At 64.6% G+C, this 23,570-nt stretch carries 25 protein-coding genes; 20 read left to right on the top strand and 5 right to left on the bottom strand.

Annotated features, from left to right (window positions below; genetic code table 11):
* Positions 1-8: 8 nt before the first annotated feature.
* From MGMSRV2_RS19575 to MGMSRV2_RS19545, 7 genes are all read left to right on the top strand, one after another.
* Positions 9-1,706, top strand: coding sequence for a methyl-accepting chemotaxis protein (locus MGMSRV2_RS19575; RefSeq protein ID WP_024082119.1), 1,698 nt, complete (start codon positions 9-11; stop codon positions 1,704-1,706).
* A 67-nt stretch (positions 1,707-1,773) separates the two neighbouring features.
* Entirely contained in the window at positions 1,774-2,895 is a 1,122-nt protein-coding gene (gene lptF / locus MGMSRV2_RS19570; RefSeq protein WP_041633822.1) for an LPS export ABC transporter permease LptF, read from the top strand.
* A 15-nt stretch (positions 2,896-2,910) separates the two neighbouring features.
* Positions 2,911-5,592 (top strand): LPS assembly protein LptD, encoded by a 2,682-nt coding sequence (locus MGMSRV2_RS19565; RefSeq protein WP_024082117.1) that lies wholly within the window; start codon positions 2,911-2,913, stop codon positions 5,590-5,592.
* A 49-nt stretch (positions 5,593-5,641) separates the two neighbouring features.
* Entirely contained in the window at positions 5,642-6,907 is a 1,266-nt protein-coding gene (locus MGMSRV2_RS19560; protein ID WP_041633821.1) for a peptidylprolyl isomerase, read from the top strand.
* Between the two features lie 10 nt (positions 6,908-6,917).
* Positions 6,918-7,928, top strand: coding sequence for a 4-hydroxythreonine-4-phosphate dehydrogenase PdxA (pdxA, locus tag MGMSRV2_RS19555; protein ID WP_024082115.1), 1,011 nt, complete (start codon positions 6,918-6,920; stop codon positions 7,926-7,928).
* The gene (gene rsmA, locus MGMSRV2_RS19550; RefSeq protein WP_024082114.1) at positions 7,921-8,760 is read left to right on the top strand and encodes a 16S rRNA (adenine(1518)-N(6)/adenine(1519)-N(6))-dimethyltransferase RsmA; all 840 of its coding nucleotides are present in this window, start codon (positions 7,921-7,923) and stop codon (positions 8,758-8,760) included. Before pdxA ends, rsmA begins: the two co-directional genes overlap by 8 nt.
* Positions 8,761-8,772: 12 nt before the next feature.
* On the top strand, positions 8,773-10,725 hold the full coding sequence (locus MGMSRV2_RS19545) for a hypothetical protein (RefSeq protein WP_024082113.1): 1,953 nt from the start codon (positions 8,773-8,775) through the stop codon (positions 10,723-10,725).
* A gap of 7 nt (positions 10,726-10,732) precedes the next feature.
* On the opposite strand, the gene MGMSRV2_RS19540 is transcribed toward MGMSRV2_RS19545, so the two are convergent.
* Positions 10,733-11,257 (bottom strand): hypothetical protein, encoded by a 525-nt coding sequence (locus MGMSRV2_RS19540; RefSeq protein ID WP_024082112.1) that lies wholly within the window; start codon positions 11,255-11,257, stop codon positions 10,733-10,735.
* A gap of 197 nt (positions 11,258-11,454) precedes the next feature.
* On the opposite strand from MGMSRV2_RS19540, the gene MGMSRV2_RS19535 reads away from it, so the two are divergent.
* From MGMSRV2_RS19535 to MGMSRV2_RS19505, 7 genes are all read left to right on the top strand, one after another.
* Positions 11,455-11,922 (top strand): hypothetical protein, encoded by a 468-nt coding sequence (locus MGMSRV2_RS19535; protein ID WP_024082111.1) that lies wholly within the window; start codon positions 11,455-11,457, stop codon positions 11,920-11,922.
* A gap of 14 nt (positions 11,923-11,936) precedes the next feature.
* Complete coding sequence (locus tag MGMSRV2_RS19530) at positions 11,937-12,266, top strand: HMA2 domain-containing protein (protein ID WP_024082110.1); 330 nt, start codon at positions 11,937-11,939, stop codon at positions 12,264-12,266.
* Between the two features lie 19 nt (positions 12,267-12,285).
* Positions 12,286-12,633 carry a hypothetical protein gene (locus MGMSRV2_RS19525; protein ID WP_024082109.1) on the top strand — a complete coding sequence of 116 codons (348 nt, stop codon included), beginning with the start codon at positions 12,286-12,288 and terminating at the stop codon, positions 12,631-12,633.
* On the top strand, positions 12,630-12,959 hold the full coding sequence (locus MGMSRV2_RS19520) for a hypothetical protein (protein WP_024082108.1): 330 nt from the start codon (positions 12,630-12,632) through the stop codon (positions 12,957-12,959). Before MGMSRV2_RS19525 ends, MGMSRV2_RS19520 begins: the two co-directional genes overlap by 4 nt.
* The gene (locus MGMSRV2_RS19515; protein WP_024082107.1) at positions 12,952-13,287 is read left to right on the top strand and encodes a hypothetical protein; all 336 of its coding nucleotides are present in this window, start codon (positions 12,952-12,954) and stop codon (positions 13,285-13,287) included. Before MGMSRV2_RS19520 ends, MGMSRV2_RS19515 begins: the two co-directional genes overlap by 8 nt.
* Positions 13,284-15,398 (top strand): heavy metal translocating P-type ATPase, encoded by a 2,115-nt coding sequence (locus tag MGMSRV2_RS19510; RefSeq protein WP_024082106.1) that lies wholly within the window; start codon positions 13,284-13,286, stop codon positions 15,396-15,398. Before MGMSRV2_RS19515 ends, MGMSRV2_RS19510 begins: the two co-directional genes overlap by 4 nt.
* A gap of 66 nt (positions 15,399-15,464) precedes the next feature.
* Positions 15,465-16,426 (top strand): IS630 family transposase gene (locus MGMSRV2_RS19505; protein ID WP_144084247.1). Its coding sequence is split into 2 segments (ribosomal slippage): positions 15,465-15,813 and positions 15,813-16,426, totalling 963 coding nucleotides; the frame shifts between segments, so codons are not numbered across the junction.
* 12 nt (positions 16,427-16,438) lie between these two features.
* Here the strand turns inward: MGMSRV2_RS19505 and MGMSRV2_RS19500 are convergent.
* Both MGMSRV2_RS19500 and MGMSRV2_RS19495 read right to left on the bottom strand, forming a co-directional pair.
* Positions 16,439-17,236, bottom strand: coding sequence for an arsenite methyltransferase (locus MGMSRV2_RS19500; RefSeq protein WP_024082105.1), 798 nt, complete (start codon positions 17,234-17,236; stop codon positions 16,439-16,441).
* 13 nt (positions 17,237-17,249) lie between these two features.
* Entirely contained in the window at positions 17,250-17,549 is a 300-nt protein-coding gene (locus MGMSRV2_RS19495) for an ArsR/SmtB family transcription factor (protein ID WP_024082104.1), read from the bottom strand.
* A 95-nt stretch (positions 17,550-17,644) separates the two neighbouring features.
* Here MGMSRV2_RS19495 and MGMSRV2_RS19490 point away from each other — a divergent pair, with 95 nt between their 5' ends.
* The 6 genes from MGMSRV2_RS19490 to MGMSRV2_RS19465 all read left to right on the top strand — a co-directional run bounded on the left by MGMSRV2_RS19490 (position 17,645) and on the right by MGMSRV2_RS19465 (position 21,694).
* Positions 17,645-18,100: a DUF2946 family protein gene (locus tag MGMSRV2_RS19490; protein WP_024082103.1), complete on the top strand. Its 456-nt coding sequence runs from the start codon at positions 17,645-17,647 to the stop codon at positions 18,098-18,100.
* Positions 18,101-18,326: 226 nt separating this feature from the next.
* The gene (locus MGMSRV2_RS19485; RefSeq protein WP_024082102.1) at positions 18,327-18,545 is read left to right on the top strand and encodes a hypothetical protein; all 219 of its coding nucleotides are present in this window, start codon (positions 18,327-18,329) and stop codon (positions 18,543-18,545) included.
* A 4-nt stretch (positions 18,546-18,549) separates the two neighbouring features.
* Positions 18,550-20,106 (top strand): cytochrome ubiquinol oxidase subunit I, encoded by a 1,557-nt coding sequence (locus tag MGMSRV2_RS19480; protein WP_024082101.1) that lies wholly within the window; start codon positions 18,550-18,552, stop codon positions 20,104-20,106.
* Positions 20,107-20,117: 11 nt separating this feature from the next.
* Positions 20,118-21,266, top strand: a complete 1,149-nt coding sequence (gene cydB, locus MGMSRV2_RS19475) for a cytochrome d ubiquinol oxidase subunit II (RefSeq protein ID WP_024082100.1) — start codon at positions 20,118-20,120, stop codon at positions 21,264-21,266.
* Between the two features lie 12 nt (positions 21,267-21,278).
* Entirely contained in the window at positions 21,279-21,389 is a 111-nt protein-coding gene (cydX, locus tag MGMSRV2_RS19470) for a cytochrome bd-I oxidase subunit CydX (protein ID WP_019645900.1), read from the top strand.
* A 29-nt stretch (positions 21,390-21,418) separates the two neighbouring features.
* Positions 21,419-21,694: a hypothetical protein gene (locus tag MGMSRV2_RS19465; RefSeq protein ID WP_024082099.1), complete on the top strand. Its 276-nt coding sequence runs from the start codon at positions 21,419-21,421 to the stop codon at positions 21,692-21,694.
* 48 nt (positions 21,695-21,742) lie between these two features.
* Here MGMSRV2_RS19465 and MGMSRV2_RS19460 read toward each other — a convergent pair whose 3' ends face one another.
* Both MGMSRV2_RS19460 and MGMSRV2_RS19455 read right to left on the bottom strand, forming a co-directional pair.
* Positions 21,743-22,432: a cytidylate kinase-like family protein gene (locus MGMSRV2_RS19460; protein ID WP_024082098.1), complete on the bottom strand. Its 690-nt coding sequence runs from the start codon at positions 22,430-22,432 to the stop codon at positions 21,743-21,745.
* A 208-nt stretch (positions 22,433-22,640) separates the two neighbouring features.
* On the bottom strand, positions 22,641-23,534 hold the full coding sequence (locus tag MGMSRV2_RS19455) for an LOG family protein (protein WP_024082097.1): 894 nt from the start codon (positions 23,532-23,534) through the stop codon (positions 22,641-22,643).
* Positions 23,535-23,570 lie beyond the last annotated feature (36 nt).

Raw genomic sequence — 23,570 nt, 5'->3', positions numbered from 1 at the left:
GCGCCACCATGCTTGCCCAACGACTTGCCGACACCCGGCTTGTGGTCAAGGTGACCATTGCCCCCCTGCTGCTGATCGGCTGCATGCTGATCCTGGCGGGTATCTTCCAGGTTTCCATGACAAGGCAAGGGGTGGCGCTCGACGGCGTGCACCTATCCGCAGCCGTTCACGGTCGTTTCGTCGCCAGCGTCGATTCCGGCAGCACCCGTGTCCAGTCCAACGCCTATCGGCTGCTGGGCTGGGCCGGGGCCGGCGTCGAGGCGAGCAAGGTGCAAGCCCTGGAAAAGACCGTGCGGGCCGATTCGGCGGAGCTGCTGGACCGCGTCCGCTCGTTTGCCGCCACCGTTGACGCCCCCGAGGACAAGGCGTTGATCGCCCCCATCGTCCCGGCCTTGGAAGCCTTCCACAAGGCGGTTGTGGACGTGGCCGACATGGCGGCGCTGGACCCGGTCACCGGCCTGATCATGATGACCTCGGCCGAGATCGAATACGACAAACTGCAAAAGCTGGTCGCCACATTGGTGAAAGCCAATTCCGCTCAGACCGACCAATCCTATGAGCAGGCCCAGCGGGTGGCGTCGCAGGCCAGCTTTCAGTATTTCGCCGTCTTCGCCGCCTGTCTGCTGGTGGGCGGTGGCCTGGCCTTGGTCGCCACCCGAATGATTTCGCGACCGGTGGTCGAGATCACCGACGTGATGAACAGCTTGGCCAATGGCGACATAGCGGTGGAAGTGCATTCCCAGGAACGGCAAGACGAAATCGGCGCCATGGCCCGGGCGGTGGCGGTGTTCCAACAAGGCATGCGCCACGCCAGGACGCTGGAAGAAGAAAAGCAAGCGCAAGCCGCGGCCAACGCCGAACGCAGCGCCCGCCGCGAAACGCTGACCGAGACCTTTAACGCCGCCATGGAACACATGCTGGATGCGGTGATGACCACCGTCCAGCACGTCCATTCCAGTTCCGACGGCCTGCAGGAAAATGCCGCCCGCACTAGCCGACAGGGGGCAGCGGTGGCCCAGGCGGCGAGCGGTGCCGCCGCCAACGTCGACACCGTCGCCGCCGCCGCCGAACAATTGGGCGCTTCGGTGCAGGAGATTTCCCGCCAGATCGCCAGCACCGTGGACATCACCGCCGACGCCGTCCATGGCGCCCAGGCGGCCAACTCCACCATGGCCAGCCTGGATGAATCCGCCAAACGGATCGGCGAGGTGGTGCAACTGATCCAACAGATCGCCAGCCAGACCAATTTGTTGGCACTGAACGCCACCATCGAGGCAGCGCGCGCCGGCGACGCTGGAAAAGGCTTCGCCGTGGTCGCGGGCGAAGTCAAAAGCCTGGCCAATCAGACCGCCAAGGCCACCGAGGAAATCACCAGCCAGATCGCCTCGGTCCAATCGGCCACCCACGACGCCGTAGCCCGCATTCGCACCGTCGGCGACACCATCGACAAAGTCAGTGGCATCGTTTCCTCCATCGCCTCGGCGGTGGAGCAGCAATCGGCGGCTACCCAGGAAATCGTCCGTTCGGTCCAGCAGGCGGCGGAAGGCAACGGCGAGGTCACCCGCAATATCGCCGATGTTTCCCGTGCAGCCGAAGAAACCGGGACCATGGCCAAATCCATGTTCAGCGCCGCCAACGAATTGCTGGGCGAAGCGGAAAAGCTGCGCGGCGAAGTCTCCGGCTTCCTCTCCAGCATGCGCAGCTGAGCCGGTTTTCAACCCCGACCAGATTCCCTTTGGTCGGGGCGCCTCGGCTGTCTATAATCCGCCCGCCATGACGGGAATTACGCGCTATTTTCTGCGACAATTGGCGGTGGGGATGCTGTTCGTCTCCGCCGCGCTGACTTGCGTCTTGTGGCTGACCCAGTCGCTGCGCCTGATCGAGATGATCGTCAACCAGGGCATTTCGGTGACCACCTTCCTGAAACTGACCGGCATGCTGATGCCCTCCTTCCTGGTGGTGATCATCCCTATCGCCTTGTTCGCGGTGATCTTGTTCACCTACAACAAGCTCAACACTGACCGCGAATTGGTGGTGCTGCGTGCCGCCGGCCTGTCCAATTGGGCGCTGGCCAAGCCCGCCTTGATCCTGGCCGGCATCGCCACCATCATGGGTTATGTCCTGTCGGTGTGGATCATTCCGCAGACCGTGCAGAACTTCCGCGAAGTGCAATGGTCCATCCGCAACGACATTTCCAACCTGCTGCTGCAGGAAGGCACCTTCAACAAGTTCGGCAAGGGCGTGACCATCTATGTGCGCACCCGCACCAGTGAGGGCGAGTTGCTGGGCCTGTTGGTCCACGACAAGCGATCGCCGACCAAGCCGGTAACGCTGATGGCGGAAAAAGGTGCCCTGGTCTTCACCGAGACCGGACCGCGCATCCTGATGGTCAACGGCAACCGCCAACAATTGCCGGACGGGACCGGGCAATTGTCGGTGCTGAACTTCGATTCCTATACCGTCGACCTCAGCATGAGTGGCGGCGACAACGGCAGCCGCTTCCGCGACGCGCGTGAATTGTCGATGGCGGAATTGCTGAATGCCGACGAGGCCCAAATGGGCGTCACCGATTACCGCCGGGCCAAGGGCGAACTGCATCAGCGCCTGACGTCGCCGCTCTACAGCCTGGGATACACCCTGATCGCCCTGGCCACCTTGCTGACCGCCGGCTTCGATCGGCGTGGCCAGACCGTCACCATCCTGACCGCCATCGGCCTGATGGTCGGCGTTCAGGCGGCGGTCCTGGGGCTAGCCAATCTATCGGCATCAAAGCCCATTTTCCTGCCGTTTCTTTATGTTCTCGCCGTGCTGCCTCTGGTCCTCGGGCCCTGGTGGCTGTTACGGTCGTCGCGTCGTCCGCCCTTCCGCCGCGCCCTCGCGGCCCAACCGGCCTAGGAAAAGCAACCACCGATGCGGATTCTGCGTCCAGCCCTTCTCGCCGCTTCGCTGACCGCCGCCGGGTCAGCCCTGGCCGCCTCGCCTGCCGACGTGGGATCATGGGGTGACGCCTGGGGCGAAGATGGCGCCGCCGCACCGCAGCCCGCGCGCCCGCGCGCGCCGATGCCGGCATCGGCACCGACCTCGCCCCCGCCCATGCCAACGGCGCCATCACCCCGCGCCACGACCTTGCCGACCGGACCGGCGCCGTCCGACGTCGGCGGATGGGGCGACGCCTGGGGCCCCCAGCAAAGCCCAGCCGCCGCAACGCCACGTCAGGCTCCCTCTGCGATCCGGGTGGATGCGCCGCGTATGGCCGCTCCGACCCGGGCCATGCCCGCCGGCCCCCGGCCCGGCGATATCGGCGGCTGGGGCAATGCCTGGAATAACGAGCAGGCGGCCAGCCAGCCGATCTCCGCCCCGCGCCCGGCACCGTCCTCGACCACCGCCGCCCAACCGCTGGTGGCGTCTTCCCTGCCAAGCGTGTCGGTGACCGAGGATCAACGTCTGTCAGTCGGCGCCCAATTGCCCACCGGGCCCGGCAAGGCCGAAGAACCGGTGCAACTGACCGCCGACCAAATCACCCATGACCGCGAGCTGGGCATCGTCACCGCCAAGGGCCGGGTGGAAATCGCCCAGATCAATCGCACCTTGGTGGCCGACACCGTCAGCTACAACCTGAAACAGGACATCATTGCCGCGTCGGGCAACGTCATCATCACTGAGCCCGGGGGCGAGGTGGTATTCGCCGATTACTTCGAATTGACCGGCGACTTCAAGGATGGCGTCGCCAGTGAAATCAAGGTCATCCTAGCTGATTCCTCCCGTCTGGGGGCGGTCAGCGGTACCCGCATCGGCGGCAACCGCACCGATTTCGACAAGGGTGTATATACCGCCTGCCAGCCCTGTCGCCGCGACCCCGGTCGCCGACCGCTATGGGAACTGAAGGCCGAGCGCATCACTCACAACCAGGCCGACCAGGAAATCGAATACCGCGACGCCTGGCTGGAATTCGCCGGTATCCCGGTGATGTACACCCCCTACATGGCCCATCCGGATCCGACCGTGCGCCGCCGCACCGGCTTCCTGATGCCCAGCCCCGGCATGTCGTCCAACCTGGGCGCCAATGTTTCCGTCCCCTATTTCTGGGCCATCGACAGCAACCAGGACCTGACCTTCACCCCGCGTTTCCTCTTTCCCAATTCCAACTCGACCCCGGTACCTGATTTGGACAACAAGGGACGCTCCGTCCTCCAGCGTGTGGTGCTGTCGGGGGAACACCGCTGGACCGGCATGAATGGCGAGACCAAGACCAACGCCAGTCTGACCGCCGACAAATACACCGCCGATCTGCGCGGCCACGTGGACGCTGTCGGTCGTTTCGATATCAGCAACGTATGGCGAGCCGGATACCAAGTACAGCGATCCAGCGACGACACCTATACCGGCATCTACGGTTATTCCTTCCAGCGTAACCAGCCGTGGCTGACCTCCCGCCCTTATGTCGAGGGCTTTGGCCGCCGCAACTACGCACTGTTGGAAGGCTTTTTCTATCAGGGTTTGCGTCAACAGGATGATCTGGGGGCTTCGCCGCTGGTCCTGCCGCACGCCACCTTCAGCCATGTGGGCATGCCGTCGTCACGCGGCGGCTATTGGAGCGTCGATGCCGACACCCTGAGCTATGCCCGCAGCGAAGGGCTGTCGGCCAACCGCCTATCCACCCAAGTGGCTTGGAACCGCCCGTTCATGGGTCGCATGGGCGACATGACCAACCTGACCGCATCGCTCAGGGGTGATGCCTATCATGCCGACCACCTGGACAACAACGACGGGTCGGCCAATAGCGGTCGTATCATCCCCCAGGTGGCGGCGACCTGGCGTCAGCCGTTCATCCGACGCAACGCCACGATGCCGCAGGTGCTGGAACCCATGCTGATGGTTGCCGCCAGCCCCAACGGCGGCAATCCGCGCAAGTTGCCCAACGAGGATTCGCAGACCTTCGAACTGGACGAAATCAACGCCCTCATGCCTAATCGCATGACCGGGCTAGATCGGGTCGAAGGCGGCATCCGTGGCGGTTATGGCCTGCGTTGGGCCGCCTATCCCTGGCGCGGCGGCTTCATCAACGCCCAGGTGGCCCAAGGTTGGCGGGCACGCAAGGACAGCACCTTTGCCCCTGGCCAGGGCTTCGACGATTATTTGTCCGATTACGTCGGTCGCTTTGACATTACCCCCACCGGCAACGTTTCCCTGCTCAACCGCGTGCGGTTAGACAAGGAGACGCTGGCCTTGCGCCGCAACGAAAACACACTCTCCATCGGCTCGCCTCTGCTGCGCCTAAGCACCACCTATCTGATGCTGGAAAAATCGGGGGACGGCTCGCAGACTTTCGATCGTCGCCATGCCCTGGTCAACACCCTCACCAGCCGGATATCGCGCAACTGGATGGCTTCGGCCACGGTCAGTTCCAGCCTGTTGGACGGCGGCGACATCCAAAGCTGGGGCGCCAAGGCCACTTATGCCGATGAGTGCTTCGCCTTTGTTTCCGATTTTAGACGAACCACGACCAGTGACCGTGACGATTATTCCGGCTATCAATTGACCTTCAACATCGTCTTCAAGACGCTGGCCGATTTGCCGCTTAACGTATTCTGATGGTCCTCTCCAGATGCTTGATTGCCCCACCCGACCGGAAGGACATGGCATGTTTTCTCGAATTGTCCTGACCTGTGCCACCGCCGCCCTGGCCCTGACCTTGTGGTCGGGGGCCCAGGCCCAAATGCTGGATCGGGTGGTGGCGGTGATCAACGACGAAGCCATTTCCTATCGCGATGTCGAGGCCCGGGTGCGTTTGGCCCTGGTATCGTCGAATATTCCGGATTCGCAGGAAGCCCGGCAACGCGTCGTGCCGCAGGTGCTGCGCAAGATGATCGACGAGCGCCTGCAAGTGCAGGAAGCGCAACGCCTGGGCATCGTGCTGTCCAACGCCGATGTCGATGGCGCCATCGCCACCGTCGAACAGCAAAGCCGCATGCCCAGGGGGGCATTACTGTCCAATCTGGCGCGGCAAGGTGTCGACCCGGCCCGGGTGCGCGAACAGATCCGGGCCGACCTCACCTGGATGCGCCTGGTCACCCGCGTGATCGGCCCGCAGATCCGCATCGGTGAGGAAGAGGTCAACGACCGCCTGCAAAGCCTGGCGGACCGCCAGGGCCTGCGCGAGGTGCGCGCCGCCGAAATCTTCCTGCCGGTGGAAAGCCCGGACCAGGAAGCGGAAGCCCGCGCCATGGGCGAACGCCTGCAGGAAGGCCTGCGCCAGGGCACATCGTTCCAGTCGCTGGCACGCCAATTCTCGCGCTCGCCCACCTCGTCCAACGGCGGCCTGCTGGGCTGGGTATCCCAGGGCATGGTCGATGATGAAGTTGCGGCGGTGCTGGAGACCCTGGATCGCGGCCAGACCTCGCAACTGGTGCGAACCTCCTCCGGCTTCTATCTGCTCCAGGTGCTGGAAACCCGGATCATCGGCCAAAGCGTCAACGCCGAGGACAGCACGGTCACCGTCGCCCGCATGACCTTGCCGGTTCCCGCCGGGGCACCGCCCAAGGCGGATTTGATGGAGCGGGCCTTTGCCCTGACCCGCAACGCCAAAAGCTGTGCCGAGTTCGATGCCCTGGCCACCAAGGCCGGAGCACCGCTTCCGCCCCGTCAAGGGCCGGTGCGCATCGGCGAACTGCCCCCCGAACTCAAGGGCATGGTCGCCGGCATGGCCGCCAATCAGGTCGGTGTGCCCATGGATACGCCGCAAGGCATCGTCGTACCGATGGTTTGTTCACGCCAGGACGCCATGGTGGTGTCGCCACCCACCGCCGAACAGGTTCGCCGCCAGATCGAGGATGAGCGCCGCGACATGCTGTCGCGCCGGTATCTGCGCAATCTGCGCCGTGCCGCCTTCATCGATGTGCGCATGTGAGAAAACGGCCATGACCAAGCCTTTGCCCCTGGCCCTGACCATGGGCGAGCCGGCTGGAATCGGCGGTGAACTGACCTTGAAGGCATGGCTGAGGCGCCATGATCTGACAAATCCGTTCCTGGCCGTCGATGATCCGGATCGCCTGCGATCCATTGCCCAGTCCCTGGGCTGGGATGTTCCCATCGCCGTCATCGCCGCCGCCGAACAGGCGAAGGACGTCTTTGCCGATGCCTTACCGGTGCTGCCGCAACCCCTGGTCCGGGCGGTCAAACCCGGCAGCCCCGATCCGGCCAATGGCAGTGCCGTCATGGCCTCGATCCAGCGCGCGGTGCTGTTGACCCAGGCCGGCGATACCGCGGCAATGGTCACCAACCCCATCCACAAGGCAGTGCTGTATCAGGCCGGCTTCGCCTTTCCCGGCCACACCGAATATCTGGCCCATCTGCTGGGCGTCGACGGCGCCGAGGTGATGATGTTGGCTTGCCCGCACTTGCGGGTGGTGCCGGTGACCATCCATGTGTCCCTGGCCCAGGCGGCGGCAGGCTTGACCACCCAGGCCATCATCCATGCCGGTCAGGTCACCGCCCAGGCGCTACGCCGCGATTTCGGCATTGCCGCCCCCCGTCTGGCGGTGGCCGGCCTCAACCCCCATGCCGGCGAAAACGGCGCCATGGGAAACGAGGATGCCGCTATCGTCGCCCCGGCGGTGGCCGCGCTCAGGGCCCAAGGCATCGATGCCAACGGGCCGTTGCCTGCCGACACCTTGTTTCATGCCCGCGCCCGCGCCGGTTATGACGCAGCACTTTGCATGTACCATGACCAGGCACTGATCCCGATCAAGACCATCGATTTCGATGGCGGCGTCAACATCACCTTGGGCCTGCCGATCATCCGCACCTCACCCGACCACGGCACCGCCTTCGCCCTGGCCGGCACCGGTCTGGCGGTGGAGACCAGCCTGATGGCCGCCCTGAACATGGCCGCCGCAATGGCCGCCAACCGGAGCCGTCCTCATGGCTGACCTGCTCCCCCCCTTGCGCGACGTGCTCAACGCCCACGGCCTGACCGCGCGCAAATCCCTGGGTCAACACTTCCTGCTGGACCTCAACCTGACCGGACGCATCGCCCGCGCCGCCGGCAATCTGTCGGTGGGCACCACCATCGAGATCGGTCCCGGCCCTGGCGGCCTGACCCGCGCCTTGCTGGACAATGACGCCCGTCACGTCATCGCCATCGAACGCGACGACCGTGCCATCGCCATCCAGAACGAGATCATGGCCGCCTATCCGGGCCGGCTGGAAATCATCGCCGCCGATGCCCTGGCGGTGGAGGCCGCCACCTTAGGCGAAGCACCGCGCCGTATCGTCGCCAACCTGCCCTATAACATCTCGACCGTTCTGCTGTTGGCCTGGCTGCGCCGCATCGACGCCTTCGAAAGCCTGACCCTGATGTTTCAGAAGGAAGTGGTGGACCGCTTGGCCGCCGCCCCGCGTAGTCCTGATTACGGACGATTGTCGGTGATCACCCAGTGGCTGTGCGATGTGCGCCCGCTGTTCAACGTCGACAAGCGCGCCTTCACCCCGCCGCCCAACGTCATGTCGACGGTGGTGCAGTTGATCCCTCGGTCGCAACCGCTGGCCCCGGCCCGCATGGAAACCCTGGAAAAAGTCACCGCCGCCGCCTTTGGTCAGCGCCGCAAGATGCTGCGCTCCAGCCTGAAATCCCTCGGCCCGGTCGAGGACATGCTGGCCGCCACCGGCATCGCCGGCACCGCCCGGGCCGAGGAATTGACCGTCAGTCAATTCTGCACCTTGGCCGAGTATTTGGATCGTCAGCAACCCCAGCAGGCGTGATAAGGTCAGGGCATGAGCGACTTCTTCGCCCACCGCAGCCGGCCAAGCCCGGCGGATATCGTCGGCATCCCGGCCGAGCAATTGACCGGGATGCTGGAGCACGTACTGGCGGCGGATACCCCGCAAACACCGTCCTCCACCGGCCTGCTGGGCATTGCCCGCACTCTTGGTGACGCCATGTCGCACGACCATGGCCACAGCCAGGACGGCCACGGCGATGACACCGGCCACGAAGACATCTTGCCGCAATTGCGGGTGGTCAGCGCCATGCTGGAAGGTGGCGCCGACCACCAGAGCGCCCCCTTGCCGGCACCGTTTCACGACATCGACACGGTCGAACGGCGCCGCCGACAACGCCGCAAGAAATGCAGCCAGCGCCAACATCTGGCAGACCGTCTGCCGCCGCCATCGGCTCAGGCCGAGAACGACCGTCTTTTGCTGGAAGAAATCGGCGCCCCGGTTGCCACCCCGGGCGGGGGCTGGACTGCCGAGCCGCCGCCATCAAAGCCCGAACCGCCGCCACCGCAGGATACCCCCCTTCTGCCCGCATTGCCGCTGGCCGACGCGGTGATGGAGTCCTTCGTCCCCCCCGAGCCACCGCCACCGACCCTCAAGGTGCATCAGCCGAAAAGACGCAAACGGACGATGGCGCCGCCCCCGCCGGTCGATCAGGACCGGCCCGCCGTGATCACCGCGACACCGCCGCCGCCGCCGCCGCCGAGCGACGTCGAAAGCTTGAAGATCAAGCTCAAGCCCAAGCGCAAACGTCCGCCCGCACCATCACAGGTCGTCGCGCCGCCCCAGCCGGAACCGCAGCCGCAGCCCATCCCCGTCGCGCCGCCCCAGCCGGAACCGCAGCCGCAACCCATTCCCGTCGCGCCACCCCAGTCGGAACCGCAGCCGCAACCCGTCCCCGTCGCGCCGCCCCAGCCGGAACCGCAGCCGCAACCCGCCCCCGTCGCACCGCCCCAGCCGGAACCGCAGCCGCAACCCATTCCCATCGCGCCGCCCCAGCCGGAACCGCAGCCGCAACCCATCCCCATCGCGCCGCCCCAGCCGGAACCGCAACCGCAGCCGACCCCCGTCGCGCCACCCCTGCCGGAACCGCAACCGCAGCCGACCCCCGTCGCGCCACCCCTGCCGGAACCGCAGAACGAGCCGACCGCCGAAACAGCGCCACTTTCCCCCCTGGCCCTCCAGGTCGAGGCGGTTATCGCGACCCACCGCCCGACCACAGCCCTCATGCCGGTCAAGCTCTGCGACGAAACGGATTTGCCCACCGAGCGCGAGGCCCTGGCCGCCCTGCTGGACGATCAGGGGCCCGATTCCGATTTCACTGCCCTCGATCTGCTCTACAAGTGCTGGAGCAAGGCGACCCAATCCAGTTCCAGCCGCGCCTTGCTGGCGGTCGCCCATCAGCTCAGCCGCAATTTCGGCCTGCCCGGTAAATTGCCCATGGCCTCGTGCAAGGCGTGGAAGATGCTGGATTGTGCCACCTTCGCCCCCGAACTGGCGCAAAGACTGGCCGATGTCGGACAGTTCATCGCCGATTGGCAGAAGACCCAACGAGTCTTCCTGATCCTGGAATACAGCGAGATCGAACTGATCGAACACCTGTTCGAGGCTCTGTCCCCCGCCGATTATTCCAGTCAATTGGCCGAGGTGATGAACTACAAGGTGCTGTCCAACCGGCGCATGGGCTTGCTGCGCCGTATTCCCGCCCGGGCGCGGCGGCAGACCCAAGGCCTGCCGCCCGAGCGCAAGGAAGAAGCCCTGCTCATCCAGGCCCATTACAAGGCCTTGTTGGAGCGCATCGCTGATCCGCGTGGCTTCGCCCCCATCGTCGAGGTGGCCGGCAAGATGATCGAGGAAATGGAAAAGCTGATGAAGCAGACCGCCGGTGCCGGCGCATCGCAGCCGGGCGGGCCGCCGGGCGGCGGTCAGGCCTTGGGCCGCATCGGCTGAACCCCGCCTACCAATTAAAGCGGGGACCATCCGGGCAGGAAATGGCGTCGATGACCCATCGCCCCGGATTTTTGATCAGCCGATAGCGGGCGATGACCGCGCCGTACGTTTCCCAGCCGACCGCGACCTGCACACTGTTCACCTGTGTCCGCTCGGTGGCGAATCGATAGCCATCGGCGGGCATGTCCTGGACGCAGGTCAAGGGACTGACGTCAAAGCCGCAAACGTCGCCATCCACATAGACGCCGCCGCAATTCTGCTTGACCAGCTTGCGTTCATGAGCCGCGATGGCCGCAAGGAGCGACGGGCTGAAATAACCGTCGAACTTTGCCCCGTGAGTCTTTCTGCCGCCGTCGCGATCGGTCAGGAAGTCATAGCTGCCGGCTTCGTTGTCGCCCTGTCCAAGCACGGCGGCAAGCGCCCGCTCGGCTTCGGTCGATGGCGGATGCAACACCGGGCGCGGCACCTCTTGCGCAATCGCCGCGGCGGCCACGAAAACAATCGACAGACCACAAATGCGCCGTCCCACCATCTTCGCCCCCAGGCATCACCATCCCCACAACCAATGGCTATCACGATCACGACAACCCTGCCATCCGCAATTAATCGTCGCGAAAAATTTGATCGCACCTTTGTTGTGGAATAAGGTTCTCAACGCAAGTCACTATCAAACTCATTATCACACACCAAGGCAGGACGGATGCGGGCAAGACACAAACGGTGGCGCCGATGACCGACAAGACCGCCTTCGTCTCGGTCCTGCCGGGGAGGATTCGCCTGCGCCACCCGCTGTTGCGCGATACGGGCCGCCATCGGGACTTGACCGCGCGGCTGCTGCCGCTGGCCCAGGTCGAGGGCAACCCGGTCATCGGCTCGCTGCTGCTGCGCTTTGATCCCGCCGACACCGGTATGGAAACCCGCATCCGTGCCGAGGTGGCGGCGGTGCTGCCCATCGATCCATCCGCCCCGGCCTCTCCCCGGGCGTCGCCGCACAGGGGCACGCGCATCGCCCTGCCGCAACCGCACAAGGCCAAATGGCAGATCAACCGTGCCGCCAAGATCGGCGCGGTGGCCAGCATGGCGGTATCGTTGGCCGCCCTCGGCACCAGCCGAAAATTGCATGCCCAGGCCGGCGCCCTGTTCGTGATGATGATGCTGACCCACATGGCGACCCATTGGCGCCGCACTTTCAAGTAAAGGGACCGTCGCCCGTGTCCGTGGATTTGGATTTCCCGCTACTGCGCTTCATTCGCGCTCTCACCATCGCCCATCACATCCCTGGGCGCATCCGCCTGAAGTTGACCGCGCCGCTGGGCGCCGACCTGATGGCCCAAGCAGCCGAGGCCAAACGGTTCGGCCAGTCCCTCGGGGCCATGCCGGGCATCCGTAGCGTCAGCCTGAACCCGTTGGCGAAATCCTGCACCATCGAATACGACGCCCGCATGATCCCGGCTTCCGCCTGGGATGGCCTGCTGTCCGGGCAAGATGCCCCGGGCAGCGAAATTCTTCTGCAAACCTTGGTGAATGCCGCCAAGGCCTGAGCCAGAAAAGGAGTCCATCATGTTGCCTTTTCTTACCTTCGCCTCCGGCATCATCGCCGGCATCGTCGGCGTCAAACTGCTGAAAAACGTCAAAGCCACCCAATCCCTGGGCAGCATCGGCGACAAGGCCCGCGGTGGCCTGGACAAGGCCCAGGCCGGCCTGCGCGACGTCACCGTCTCCGGCTTGTCGGCCATCGAGAAATCCTCGGCCAGCTTGCGCACCAAATTGACCCCGGAAGAGCCGGCGGCGCCCGAACCCGCCGCCGTGCCGGTGGCCAAGGCAACGCCACGGCGCAAGGTGGCGGCCAAGAAGAAGGCCGCCGCCGCGACCGCCCCGGTCGATGCCAAGCCCGAGTCCGATTCGTGAAGAAGGGCAAGGGTAAAGCCAAAGCCGCCGCCGCCCTGGCGCCAATGGAACTGGCCGGCAACTTCACCCGTGGACTGGTCGCCACCGGCCTGCTGGCGGCGATCCAGGATCGCTGGAGCCGGGGCCAGCCCTCCAATCGCAAGGTGCTGCGTCTGGCCCTGCAAGGCGGTACCGCCCTCGCCGCCGGCATCGCCACCGCCGAATCCCTGCGCCGGGGCGATTATGCCCGCGCCTTGATCGCCGTGGCCGGCGGCGCCTTGGGCGTCGCCGCCACCGAGATGTTGCTTAATCCCCCTTCCCCACCCCAGGAGGCCGAAATTGGCTAAGAAGAATCAACAGAAGAAGGCGAAGAAAGGCCTGAAGCGCCGCGACCTGGAACAGATGATGGCCCTGCATATGGGCCAGGGGCAAAACCAGGGCGTGCTGGCCGGGCTGGGGCGCCTGCTGCCCCAGGGCCGCACCGAACAGTTCCTGCTGGGCCTGCTGCTGGGCGGCGCCACCGCCTATGTGCTGGCGGACGAGGACTTGCGTGGCAAGCTGTTCAAGGGCGCCCTCAAGGCCTATGCCGGCATGATGGGCAACGTCGCCGAGATGAAGGAACAACTGGCCGACCTGCAGGCGGAAGTCCTGGCCGAGCAGAACGGCGCCCTATGAGCAACACCCCGTGGCTGGGCTCGGTGGCGGTGGTCCACCGCCTGCCCGGTCGTATCCGCCTGCGCTATCGCCGCCATCCAGACGCCCCCGCCCATGGCGCGGCGCTGGAGGCGGCGGCGTGTCTGCTGGATGGAGTCGAGACCGCCCGTGCCAACGACCGCGCCCGCTCGCTGGTGCTCCACTTCGACCCAGCCCTGACCGATGGCGACCGTCTTGCCGCCGCCCTGGCCGGGCTGACCCTGGACGACATCGCCGCCAAGACGGCCAGGACCGATGACGGTAGGGCGGCGGTGGCCGCCGCCTTGGCCGTACTGTTGGGCACCAACGCCTTGCCCATGGGGCTGCGTCTGCCGGTCAGCTTGCACGCGGCCCTGCCGTTGCTGCATCACACCGCCGCCGATTATGGCAAGAACGGCATCACCAGCCATGTGCTTGAAGCCATGGCGGTGTCCATCTCGCTGGCGCGGTCCGATTTCACCGCCGCCAACACCACCACCTTCATGCTGGCCTTGGGCGAATACATGGAAAATTCCATCGCCCGCCGCTCCGACGATTTGCTGAAACACCTGCTGCGCCCGACCAGCGATCAGGTCTGGGTGTTGAAGGACGGGGTCGAGGTGCAGATCCCGGCCACCGAAGTGGCGGTGGGCGATACCGTCATCGTCGGCGCCGGCACCGTTATCCCCGTCGACGGCACCGTGCTGGTCGGCGAGGCCACCGTCAACGAGGCGGCCATGACCGGTGAAAGCGTCGCCGTGGTCAAGGGCCGTGGTGACGCGGTGTTGTCGGGCACGCTGATGGAGGAAGGCCGCCTCGGCATCTATGCCGAGCAGGTGGGCAGCCGCACCGCCGCCGCCCGCATCGCCGATTATGTGGAACAATCGCTGACCGCCAAAAGCGAGGCCCAGATCGAGGCGGCCAAGCTGGCCGACCAATTGGTCCCCACCGTGCTCAAGCTGGCCGGTGCCTCGGCCCTGGTTACCGGCAACTGGCGCAACGCCGCCTCGGTGTTGCAGGCCGATTATTCCTGCGCCCTCAAACTGGCCACGCCGGTGGCCTTCAAATCGGCCATGTTCGACGCCGGTCGCGCCGGCATCCTGGTCAAGGGCGCCACCGCGCTGGAACGGCTGGCCAGCGCCGACACCTTCATCTTCGACAAGACCGGCACCTTGACCACCGGCATGCTGGACGTCACCGATTCCATCACCTTCGACGCCTCGTTCAGTGCCGACGACCTGATCTGTCTGGCCGCATCGGTGGAAGAACATTACTTCCACCCCCTGGCCCTGGCCGTGGTCAATGCCGCCAAGGCCACTCACAACCACCATTTCGACCATGCCGAAGTGCAGTTCATCGTCGCCCATGGCGTCGCCAGCGTCATCGACGGCAAGCGCGTGGTGGTCGGCTCGCGTCATTTCGTCCAGGAGGACGAAGGCATCGACATCAGCTTGCATCAGCCGGTGATCGACCGCCTGTACCAGCAGGGCAAGACCCTGCTGTTCATCGGTTATGGCGGTAAATTACTGGGTATCCTGGCGTTGAAGGATTCCATCCGCGCCACCAGCGCCGAAACCATCGCCCGCCTGCGCCGGGCCGGGGCCAAGCGCATCCTGCTGTTGACCGGCGACCACCGCGACCGCGCCGCCGATCTGGCCGCCGCGTTGGGCCTGGACGTTTTCCACGCCGAGCTGATGCCCGAGGACAAGGCCGACATCATCGCCCGGCTGAGCCGGGACGGCGCCCGCATCGCCTTTATCGGCGACGGTATCAACGACGCCCCGGCCCTGGCCGGCGCCCATGTGGGCATCGCCATGCAAGGGCGCCGACATCGCCCGCCTGACCGCCGACATCGCCCTGTTGGAGGACAACATCGACCGCGTCGCCGACGCCAAGGAACTGGCCAATGCCGCCATGGACCGCATCGCCGGCAATTACCGTCTGACCGTGGGGCTGAACACCGGCATCCTGGGCTTGGCGGCGCTGGGCCTGCTGTCGCCCATCGCCACCGCGCTTTTGCACAACGGCACCACCATCGGCATCCTGCTCAACGCCTTGCGCCGACTGATGCCGACCGCCCGCTAGAGCGGTTTCACGCCGAGCGGAATCGGTAGAGGATTCCCCCTGAGGTCATTTTGTGATTCAACATCTTCGGTAACAACGCTCCCGAGGATGATGCGATGACGTGGCGCTCAGGGCAGTCCTATTCTCAGGACTTGCGCGATAGAGTTTTGGCGGCTGTGGACAGCGGCATGAGCGCCTACGAGGTGGCGCCGCTGTTCCGGGTGAGCGTTTCGTACATCTACAAGGCCCAAGGCCGCCGCCGGGCCACCGGCGAGACGACGGTGAAGCCACGGCCTGGGCGGCCAGGACAGAAGCTGGCGGCTCACCTTGAGGCGTTGCAGGCGCAGATCAAGGTCGAGCCCGATGCCACGCTGGCTGAGTTGCGCGCCTGGGTTCTGGCCGAATTGGGCGTGTCGATCAGCGTCGGCGGCCTGTGGAACACGCTTGAGCGGCTCGACCTCAGTCTGAAAAAAAGAGTGCGCATGCTGCCGAGCAGGAACGTCCCGACGTAGCCGAAGGACGCATCGCCTGGCGAGCCGAGCAGCCGGCGCTGGACCCAACCCGCTTGGTCTTCCTTGATGAAACCGGGGCATCGACCAACATGACCCGGCGCTACGGACGGGCGCCGCGCGGTCAGCGGCTGCTGGCTGCGGTGCCGCACGGTCATTGGAAAATGACCACCTTCGTCGGGGCGCTCCGGCATGACGGAATCTCCGCCCCCTTCGTCATCGACAAGGCGATGAATGGCGCGATCTTCCTGGCCTATGTCGAGCAGGTCCTGGCTCCGACCTTGCGGCCCGGCGACATCGTCGTAATGGACAATCTGCCCGCCCACAAGGTGGCAGGGGTCAAGCAACTCATCGAAGCCCGAGGGGCCACCCTGCGGTATCTGCCGCCCTACTCCCCAGACCTCAATCCCATCGAGCTCGCCTTCGCCAAGCTCAAGAGCCTGCTGCGAAAGGCGCAAGCCCGCACCATCAACACCTTATGGGACGTGATCGGAAAACTCATCGACCTGTTTCCGCCCGAGGAATGCGCCAATTTCTTCGCCCACGACGGATATGGACGCTCGATGTGAAAATGCTCTAAATCAGGGCTTGCGCGCCTGAATGACGGCGGAAGCGACATAATCCTCGACGCCCAAGCCGGGCGCCCATTCGCGGATCAGGTCGCGACTTTCTGACTTGGGCTCGATCTTGATATCGACGAACCCGGCCTCTCCCAGCCAGCGGCGCAGATCGTCGGCACTGGCCGCACCGCCGACGCAACCGGCGAACAATTCGGTACGGGTCGCCAGTTCGGGCGGCAATGTTTTCAGCATCACCACATCCGAGACGGCGACCCGTCCACCGGGTTTCAGCACGCGGAACGCTTCACGCAGCACACCGGGCTTGTCCGGCGACAGGTTGATGACGCAATTGGAGATGACCACGTCGGCGACATTGTCGGCGATGGGCAGATGCTCGATCTCGCCCAGGCGGAATTCCACCTGGGTCAGACCCAGCTTGGTGGCGTTGTCGCGGGCCTTTGCCAGCATCTCGTGCGTCATGTCGATACCGATCACATGCCCGCTTTCGCCCACCTGAGCGGCGGCGAGGAAGCAGTCGAAACCGGCGCCCGAGCCCAAATCCACCACCACCTCACCGGGGCGCATAGCGGCGATGGCCTGGGGATTGCCGCAACCCAAACCCAGATTTCCGGCCCCCGCCGCCTCCAGGTCGTCGTCGCCATAGCCCATGCGCCGGGCCAGATCATCGGAACTGGGGGATTCCCCGCCGCCGCAGCACGACACGCCGGCGGATGATGGGGCGCAACACGAGGAGGCAGCACCGTCGGCGATGGCGCCATACCGATTGCGCACCATTGCGCGGATCTGATCGGGATTCATGGCATCCTCCTGTTCAGTCGCAGCACGGAGTACGGCTGCAGCACTTCTCGGTGAGATAATCGACCAGACCACGCGCCTGATCGTAACGGGCCGAATAGATCAACGACCGACCGTCGCGCCGGACCGCCACCAGCCCCGCATTCTTCAAATGCGAAAGGTGGAACGACAGGGTGTTGGGAGTGACCGCCAATTCCTCGGCGATCTGCCCGGCCGGCAGGCCGGCGGGACCGGCGATCACCAGCAGACGAAACACCCGCAGCCGACTTTCCTGGGCCAGCGCCGACAGCGCCGCGATGATTGCTTTTTCATCCATATTTCCAGATATATGGAAATATTGTGTCGCCGTCAATGCCCTGATGCTGCCGCTCGTGTTGACTTTGGCCAAGCCTGGGCGCACATTTTTCCACCATGAGCAAGACTATCCGGCAGCGCCCTTATGACCTGTCGACGCGATCCCGTTGCGGGGATTTGCGCCGGTTGGTCGTGTCGTTGTTGGGCCTGTTCATCCTGACCTTCAACGTCGTTGGCGCCGGCGCCGTGTCGGCACGGGCCAATGACGCGGGCAACGCCCCCTTCGCCCAGGCCCTGCTGGATGACCGTATCGTCATCTGTACCGCCGTCGGCATCGTGGTGATGGATCGGGATGGCAACATCATCGACACCGGCAGCGCCGGGGCTCACGACAATTTCTGCGTCTTCTGCCTGCCCTTGATGCATGGCGGCGCCAAGGCGCCAAGCGCCCTGGCGGCGATTCTTCCGCTGGAGCCGATCTTCACCGGCGCGTTTTCGCCGCAAGCTCCGCCCGCCGTCAAACCGGCCCGTCTTGTCGGCGCCGCCGCGCCTCGCGCCCCGCCCCTGGCCTGATTCCTTCCGTCCGGTATCGCGTTTTCCGCAGGGATAACCCGATTTTGCTTGGGTCACGCCGTCCCCGCCCGTTGCGGCGGTGATGACGGGGGGATTGCCTGGGGCTGGCCTGGACCATGCCCCCTGGCGACTGCCCCGCACCGCACCGGACCTTTGCCTTCATCGACGCAAGCCGCCGCGCCGCCAGCGCACCCGGCAGACCACGACCTTGCCTAAGGAGCATGCCATGCGTGCCGTCCTCACCACCCTTCGCGCCTTCGTTGCCGCCGGATTGCGGCCCAAAACCCCGTTGGCGCGCGGTATCGTCCTCGCCCTGTGCGTAAAGGTTTGCGTGGTCGTGGCCATGCGTCTGTTTCTGTTCGGCGGCGACGCGCGCGTCGCGGTGGACCATTCCGTCATGGATGACCGCCTGACGCCCGTCGCCGCCCAAGATCAGGGGAATTGATCCCATGTTCGATTTCGATCCGACCCAGGTGGGACGGCTGCAATTCGCCGTCACCGCGCTTTATCACTTCCTGTTCGTGCCCCTGACCCTGGGGCTGTCCTTTCTGCTGGCCATCATGGAAAGCGTCTATGTGATGACCGGGCGCACCATCTGGCGCGACATGACCAAGTTCTGGGGCAAGCTGTTCGGCATCAACTTCGCCATGGGGGTGGCCACCGGCATCACCATGGAATTCCAGTTCGGTACCAACTGGGCCTATTACTCCCATTACGTCGGCGACATCTTCGGCGCCCCCCTGGCCATCGAGGGATTGATGGCCTTTTTCCTGGAATCCACCTTCGTCGGCCTGTTCTTCTTCGGCTGGGACCGTATGAGCAAGGTCGGCCATCTGACCGCCACCTGGCTGGTCGCCATCGGGTCCAATATGTCGGCCCTGTGGATTCTGATCGCCAACGGCTGGATGCAAAATCCGGTCGGCGCCCATTTCAATCCCGACACCATGCGCATGGAAATGACCTCGTTCTGGGACTTGCTGTTCAACCCAGCGGCCCAGTCCAAGTTCGTCCACACCATCAGCGCCGGCTATGTCACCGGTTCCATCTTCGTCATGGCGATCAGTGCCTGGTACCTGCTGAAAAACCGCCATGTGCAATTCGCCCAACGGTCCATGATCGTGGCCTCGACCTTCGGCCTGTTGTCCAGCCTGTCGGTGGTGGTGCTGGGGGACGAAAGCGGCTACACCGTCAGCGAAAGCCAGAAGATGAAGATGGCCGCCATGGAAGCCATGTGGGAGACCGAACCGGCCCCCGCCGGCTTCACCCTGTTCGCCATCCCCGACAGCAAGACCGGCATCAACCATTACGAGGTCAAGATCCCCTGGGTGCTGGGGCTGATCGCCACCCGGTCCACCGACATCGAGGTGCCCGGCATCAACGATCTGGTGAAGACCGCCGAGGCCCGGGTGCGCAACGGCCTGATCGCTTATGACGCACTGGAAAAACTGCGTGCCGACCGCACCAACCACCAAGCCCGCGCCATCCTGGCCGCCAATGACAAGGATCTGGGCCACGCCCTGCTGCTGAAGCGTTACCTCGCCGATCCGCGCCAAGCCACCGACGAACAGATCGCCAAAGCGGCACGCGACACCGTACCCGGAATCGGCCCGTTGTTCTGGGGCTTTCGCCTCATGGTCGCCTTGGGCTTCTTCTTCATCGCCTTCTTCACGCTGGCCTTCTGGAAGGCGTGCAAGCGCGATTTCGGCGGCCCGCTCTTCCTGAAACTGTGCCTGTTTTCGTTGCCCCTGCCCTGGATCGCCGCCGAGTTCGGCTGGTTCGTCGCCGAGTTCGGCCGCCAGCCCTGGGCGGTGGACGGCATGCTGCCCACCTTCTTGGGTTCGTCATCGCTGTCGCTGCCCAAGGTGCTGTTCACCCTGACCGGCTTCATCGTCTTTTACTCGTCGCTGTTGGTGGTCGACATCGTGCTGATGCGCAAGACCATCCGCCTGGGTCCGGTTCAAGCCCTGGGGCTGAAACGCTCCGCCGCCGCGCAACCCGCCGAATAAGGAAAAGCATCATGGGAATCGTCGATTACGAAATCCTGCGTCTGATCTGGTGGCTGTTCCTCGGCGTGTTGCTGATCGGCTTCGCCATCATGGACGGATTCGATCTGGGCGTCGCCGCGCAACTGCCTTTCGTCGCCCGCACCGACACCGAACGAAGGGTGGCCATCAACACCATCGGCCCGGTGTGGGACGGCAATCAGGTGTGGTTCATCCTGGGCGGCGGCGCCATCTTTGCGGCCTGGCCCACCATCTATGCCGCCGCCTTCTCGGGCTTTTACATCGCCTTGTTCCTGGTCCTGACGGCCTTGATCATCCGCCCGGTGGGGTTCGAATTCCGCAATAAGATCGCCGACACGAGATGGCGGTCGTTCTGGGATTGGGCACTGACCATCGGTGGTCTGGTGCCGTCCTTGGTGTTCGGCGTCGCCTTCGGCAATTTGCTGCAAGGGGTGCCCTTCACCATCGATGGCGATATGCGCATCTTCTATGATGGCAGCGGCCTGTTCGAATTGCTGAACCCCTTCGGCCTGCTGGCCGGTCTGGTGTCGTTGTTCATGCTGGTGTCGCACGGTTCGGTCTATCTGGCGGTCAAGGCCGATGGTCCGGTGCGCGACCGCGCCGTCCTGGTGCAAACCGTCACCGCACCGCTGGCGGTGGTGCTGTTCATCTTGGCCGGTCTGTGGCTGGCCGCGGGCATCCCCGGCTATGTCATCGTCGGGGAGGTGATCACCAATGGCCCGTCCAACCCGCTGTTAAAGCAGGTCTTGGTGCAAGACGGCGCCTGGATGGCCAATTACGCCGCCCATCCATGGATGTGGGCCGCCCCGGCCCTGGGGGTGCTCGGACCGTTGCTGGCCTTGGCGCTGGTGCGCCTGGACCGCCCCGGCCTGGGCTTCATTGCCAGCGGCAGCGGCATTTTCGGCATCATCTCCACCGCCGGGCTCAGCATGTTCCCGTTTCTGATGCCGTCCAGCCTCGCCCCCCAGGTCAGCCTGACGGTGTGGGATGCCTCGTCCAGCGAGCGCACCTTGTTCGTCATGCTGATCTGCACGCTGATCTTCCTGCCCATCGTGCTGGCTTATACCGCCTATGCGTTTCGTGTCCTCAGGGGCCGGGTCACCGCCGCCCAGATCGAACACAACCCCACCGGCCACTACTAGGGAGAAACAACCATGTGGTACTTCGCCTGGATTCTTGGAATTGGCCTGGCCTGCGGTGCCGGCATCCTGAACGCCCTGTGGCATGAAATGCACCTGCCCGACCCCGGTGGGGCGGACGAATAAACAAGCCCGCACGGAAAAGGATATCCGACATGAAGCGGAAATTATGGACGGTTCTGTCCGATCAGCAGCCGGTGGCGGTGGTCGCCGCCGAGGCCATGGAGTCCGCCTGGGAAATCGTCAGCGCCCTGGCCGAACACCACGACCTGCCGCAGCAAAGCCGTCAGACCCAGGTCGTTCCCTGCCCGCCCCGGCAACACCGGGAAACCCTGTCCCAGGCCGACGACCTGGGGTGCCGGGATTCTTTCCTGGCCTGCATCCGCGGCGGCATGTTCCTGACCCACATCGAAGGACTGACGCTGGGATAAGACAGAGCGGGCGGAAGGGTCGGGAAATCTCCCGACCCTTTGGTCCCCCTACAGGGCCAGCACCCGACCGGCATGGATGGCCTTGGCCATGCCCTCCAGCATCTCGACCACATCCTCGAAATCGGCCATGCGGTCGGTATTGATGATGATGTCGAACTGGCTGGCGTCGGACAGACGGGAATTGAACACGTCCCACACGAACTTGCCGCGCATGTGGTCCACCTCGCGGGTCTTGGCCAATTCCTGGTCATAGGTGCCGTGGCCCGACTGGGCCATGCGCTTGGCGCACACTTCCGGTGTGCCGATGATGCGGACCCGAAGGGCGCAGGCTTCCTGCAAGATGACATGGGCACCGCGTCCCAACAGGACGCCGCCCATGCGGCCCAGACTCATCACCACCTTGACCAAGGTGTCGCGATAGGCGTCGGGGCCGACATCGTTGCCGGAAAACAAACGGTACAGCCACATATCCTTGGCCCGGCCAAAACCCTCGTCCAGCATCTTGACGATGGCCGGATCGTCTTGCAGACGGGTAGCGATCTCCTTCAGCACCACTTCGTCATAAAGGGGAATGGTCAGGCGCTGCGCCAGACGCTGGGCGATGACGTCACCGCCGGAACCGTAATCGCGCGAGATGGTGATGACCGGTTTCTTGGGGTGCCGGGTGGAAGGCTCGTCGTGGGTGACGGTCGCCACCTCGGCCATGGCCGCAATGACCGAAAGGATGTTGTGAGACATGGTCGCCTCCCTCACCGTATTCCCCATCATCATACGCCTGATGGGGCGCCGGGCAAAGCGGTGAGGCCCAAAGCAAGGACGCCTCGCGACATGGCTGCACGGCAGAAGATGCAACCCATCGGAGGCGTCGTCCCCCTCCCCCCCCGGGGTGGAGATGCGGGTATCCTAACCTAACCCGCTGCGGGTGGGATCGGGCATTGACCCGAGATCAGTGCGGCAGGCGATAAAAATCGGCGATGATGTGCCAGGCTTCCTCGGCGGTTTCGACGAAGGTCAGCAAGTCCTTGTCGTGCGGACCGATCATGCCTTCCATGGCCATGGCGTCGAAATTGATGACGCGCTCCCAATATTCGCGCCCGAACATGACCACCGGGATCGGCTCGATCTTGCCGGTCTGGATCAGGGTGAGCGCCTCGAACAATTCGTCCAAGGTGCCGAAGCCACCGGGAAACACCACCAACGCCTTGACCCGGATCATGAAATGCATCTTGCGGATGGCGAAGTAATGGAAGCGGAAGCACAGATCCGGCGTCACATAGGGATTGGGCGCCTGCTCCATGGGCAAGACGATGTTGAGGCCGATGGACTTGCCGCCGACCTCGTGGGCGCCGCGATTGGCCGCCTCCATGATGCCGGGGCCACCGCCGGTCTTGACGACGAAATCACAGATATGTTCACCGATGCAGGTATTGGTGACGATGCCGGCCAGACGGCGGGACTCCTCGTAATAGCGGCTGTTGGCCAACATGCGCCGGGCCACGGTCAGTTCATGCGCCACTTTTTTATCGCGCGGATGGGCCCGCGCGGCGGCTTCCGCCTTTTCCAGACGTTCCTTCGCCACATCGGGATCGGGAATGCGGGCCGAACCGAACATGGCGACGGTGGACCGGATACCCTGTTCCTGTTGCAGCAATTCCGGCTTCAGCAATTCCAGTTGCAGACGCACCGCCCGCATGTCGGGGCGCAGCAGGAAGTCGTCATCCGCGAAGGCCAGCTTATAGGCGGGCGAGGCGGTCTGCGCCGTCACCACCTCGTCCGGCGCGGCGATCACTTCATCACGGGCCGAGGGAAAGGGGGCGTCGGAGACGACGATATCGGTCATGGCGGTCTCGATTCAGGTAAACGACAAACGTCATAC

The organism is Magnetospirillum gryphiswaldense MSR-1 v2 (assembly GCF_000513295.1).
In the GTDB taxonomy this organism is placed as follows: Bacteria; Pseudomonadota; Alphaproteobacteria; order Rhodospirillales; family Magnetospirillaceae; genus Magnetospirillum; species Magnetospirillum gryphiswaldense.
This window is presented reverse-complemented; position numbering and strand designations above follow the sequence as displayed.

Bases quoted from the DNA above. Each gene is read 5' to 3' on its own strand.
- MGMSRV2_RS19575 (WP_024082119.1), top strand. From the start codon at position 9: ATGCTTGCCCAACGACTTGCCGACACCCGGCTTGTGGTCAAGGTGACC.
- lptF (WP_041633822.1), top strand. From the start codon at position 1,774: ATGACGGGAATTACGCGCTATTTTCTGCGACAATTGGCGGTGGGGATG.
- MGMSRV2_RS19565 (WP_024082117.1), top strand. From the start codon at position 2,911: ATGCGGATTCTGCGTCCAGCCCTTCTCGCCGCTTCGCTGACCGCCGCC.
- MGMSRV2_RS19560 (WP_041633821.1), top strand. From the start codon at position 5,642: ATGTTTTCTCGAATTGTCCTGACCTGTGCCACCGCCGCCCTGGCCCTG.
- pdxA (WP_024082115.1), top strand. From the start codon at position 6,918: ATGACCAAGCCTTTGCCCCTGGCCCTGACCATGGGCGAGCCGGCTGGA.
- rsmA (WP_024082114.1), top strand. From the start codon at position 7,921: ATGGCTGACCTGCTCCCCCCCTTGCGCGACGTGCTCAACGCCCACGGC.
- MGMSRV2_RS19545 (WP_024082113.1), top strand. From the start codon at position 8,773: ATGAGCGACTTCTTCGCCCACCGCAGCCGGCCAAGCCCGGCGGATATC.
- MGMSRV2_RS19540 (WP_024082112.1), bottom strand. From the start codon at position 11,257: ATGGTGGGACGGCGCATTTGTGGTCTGTCGATTGTTTTCGTGGCCGCC.
- MGMSRV2_RS19535 (WP_024082111.1), top strand. From the start codon at position 11,455: ATGACCGACAAGACCGCCTTCGTCTCGGTCCTGCCGGGGAGGATTCGC.
- MGMSRV2_RS19525 (WP_024082109.1), top strand. From the start codon at position 12,286: ATGTTGCCTTTTCTTACCTTCGCCTCCGGCATCATCGCCGGCATCGTC.
- MGMSRV2_RS19510 (WP_024082106.1), top strand. From the start codon at position 13,284: ATGAGCAACACCCCGTGGCTGGGCTCGGTGGCGGTGGTCCACCGCCTG.
- MGMSRV2_RS19500 (WP_024082105.1), bottom strand. From the start codon at position 17,236: ATGAATCCCGATCAGATCCGCGCAATGGTGCGCAATCGGTATGGCGCC.
- MGMSRV2_RS19495 (WP_024082104.1), bottom strand. From the start codon at position 17,549: ATGGATGAAAAAGCAATCATCGCGGCGCTGTCGGCGCTGGCCCAGGAA.
- MGMSRV2_RS19490 (WP_024082103.1), top strand. From the start codon at position 17,645: ATGAGCAAGACTATCCGGCAGCGCCCTTATGACCTGTCGACGCGATCC.
- MGMSRV2_RS19485 (WP_024082102.1), top strand. From the start codon at position 18,327: ATGCGTGCCGTCCTCACCACCCTTCGCGCCTTCGTTGCCGCCGGATTG.
- MGMSRV2_RS19480 (WP_024082101.1), top strand. From the start codon at position 18,550: ATGTTCGATTTCGATCCGACCCAGGTGGGACGGCTGCAATTCGCCGTC.
- cydB (WP_024082100.1), top strand. From the start codon at position 20,118: ATGGGAATCGTCGATTACGAAATCCTGCGTCTGATCTGGTGGCTGTTC.
- cydX (WP_019645900.1), top strand. From the start codon at position 21,279: ATGTGGTACTTCGCCTGGATTCTTGGAATTGGCCTGGCCTGCGGTGCC.
- MGMSRV2_RS19465 (WP_024082099.1), top strand. From the start codon at position 21,419: ATGAAGCGGAAATTATGGACGGTTCTGTCCGATCAGCAGCCGGTGGCG.
- MGMSRV2_RS19460 (WP_024082098.1), bottom strand. From the start codon at position 22,432: ATGTCTCACAACATCCTTTCGGTCATTGCGGCCATGGCCGAGGTGGCG.
- MGMSRV2_RS19455 (WP_024082097.1), bottom strand. From the start codon at position 23,534: ATGACCGATATCGTCGTCTCCGACGCCCCCTTTCCCTCGGCCCGTGAT.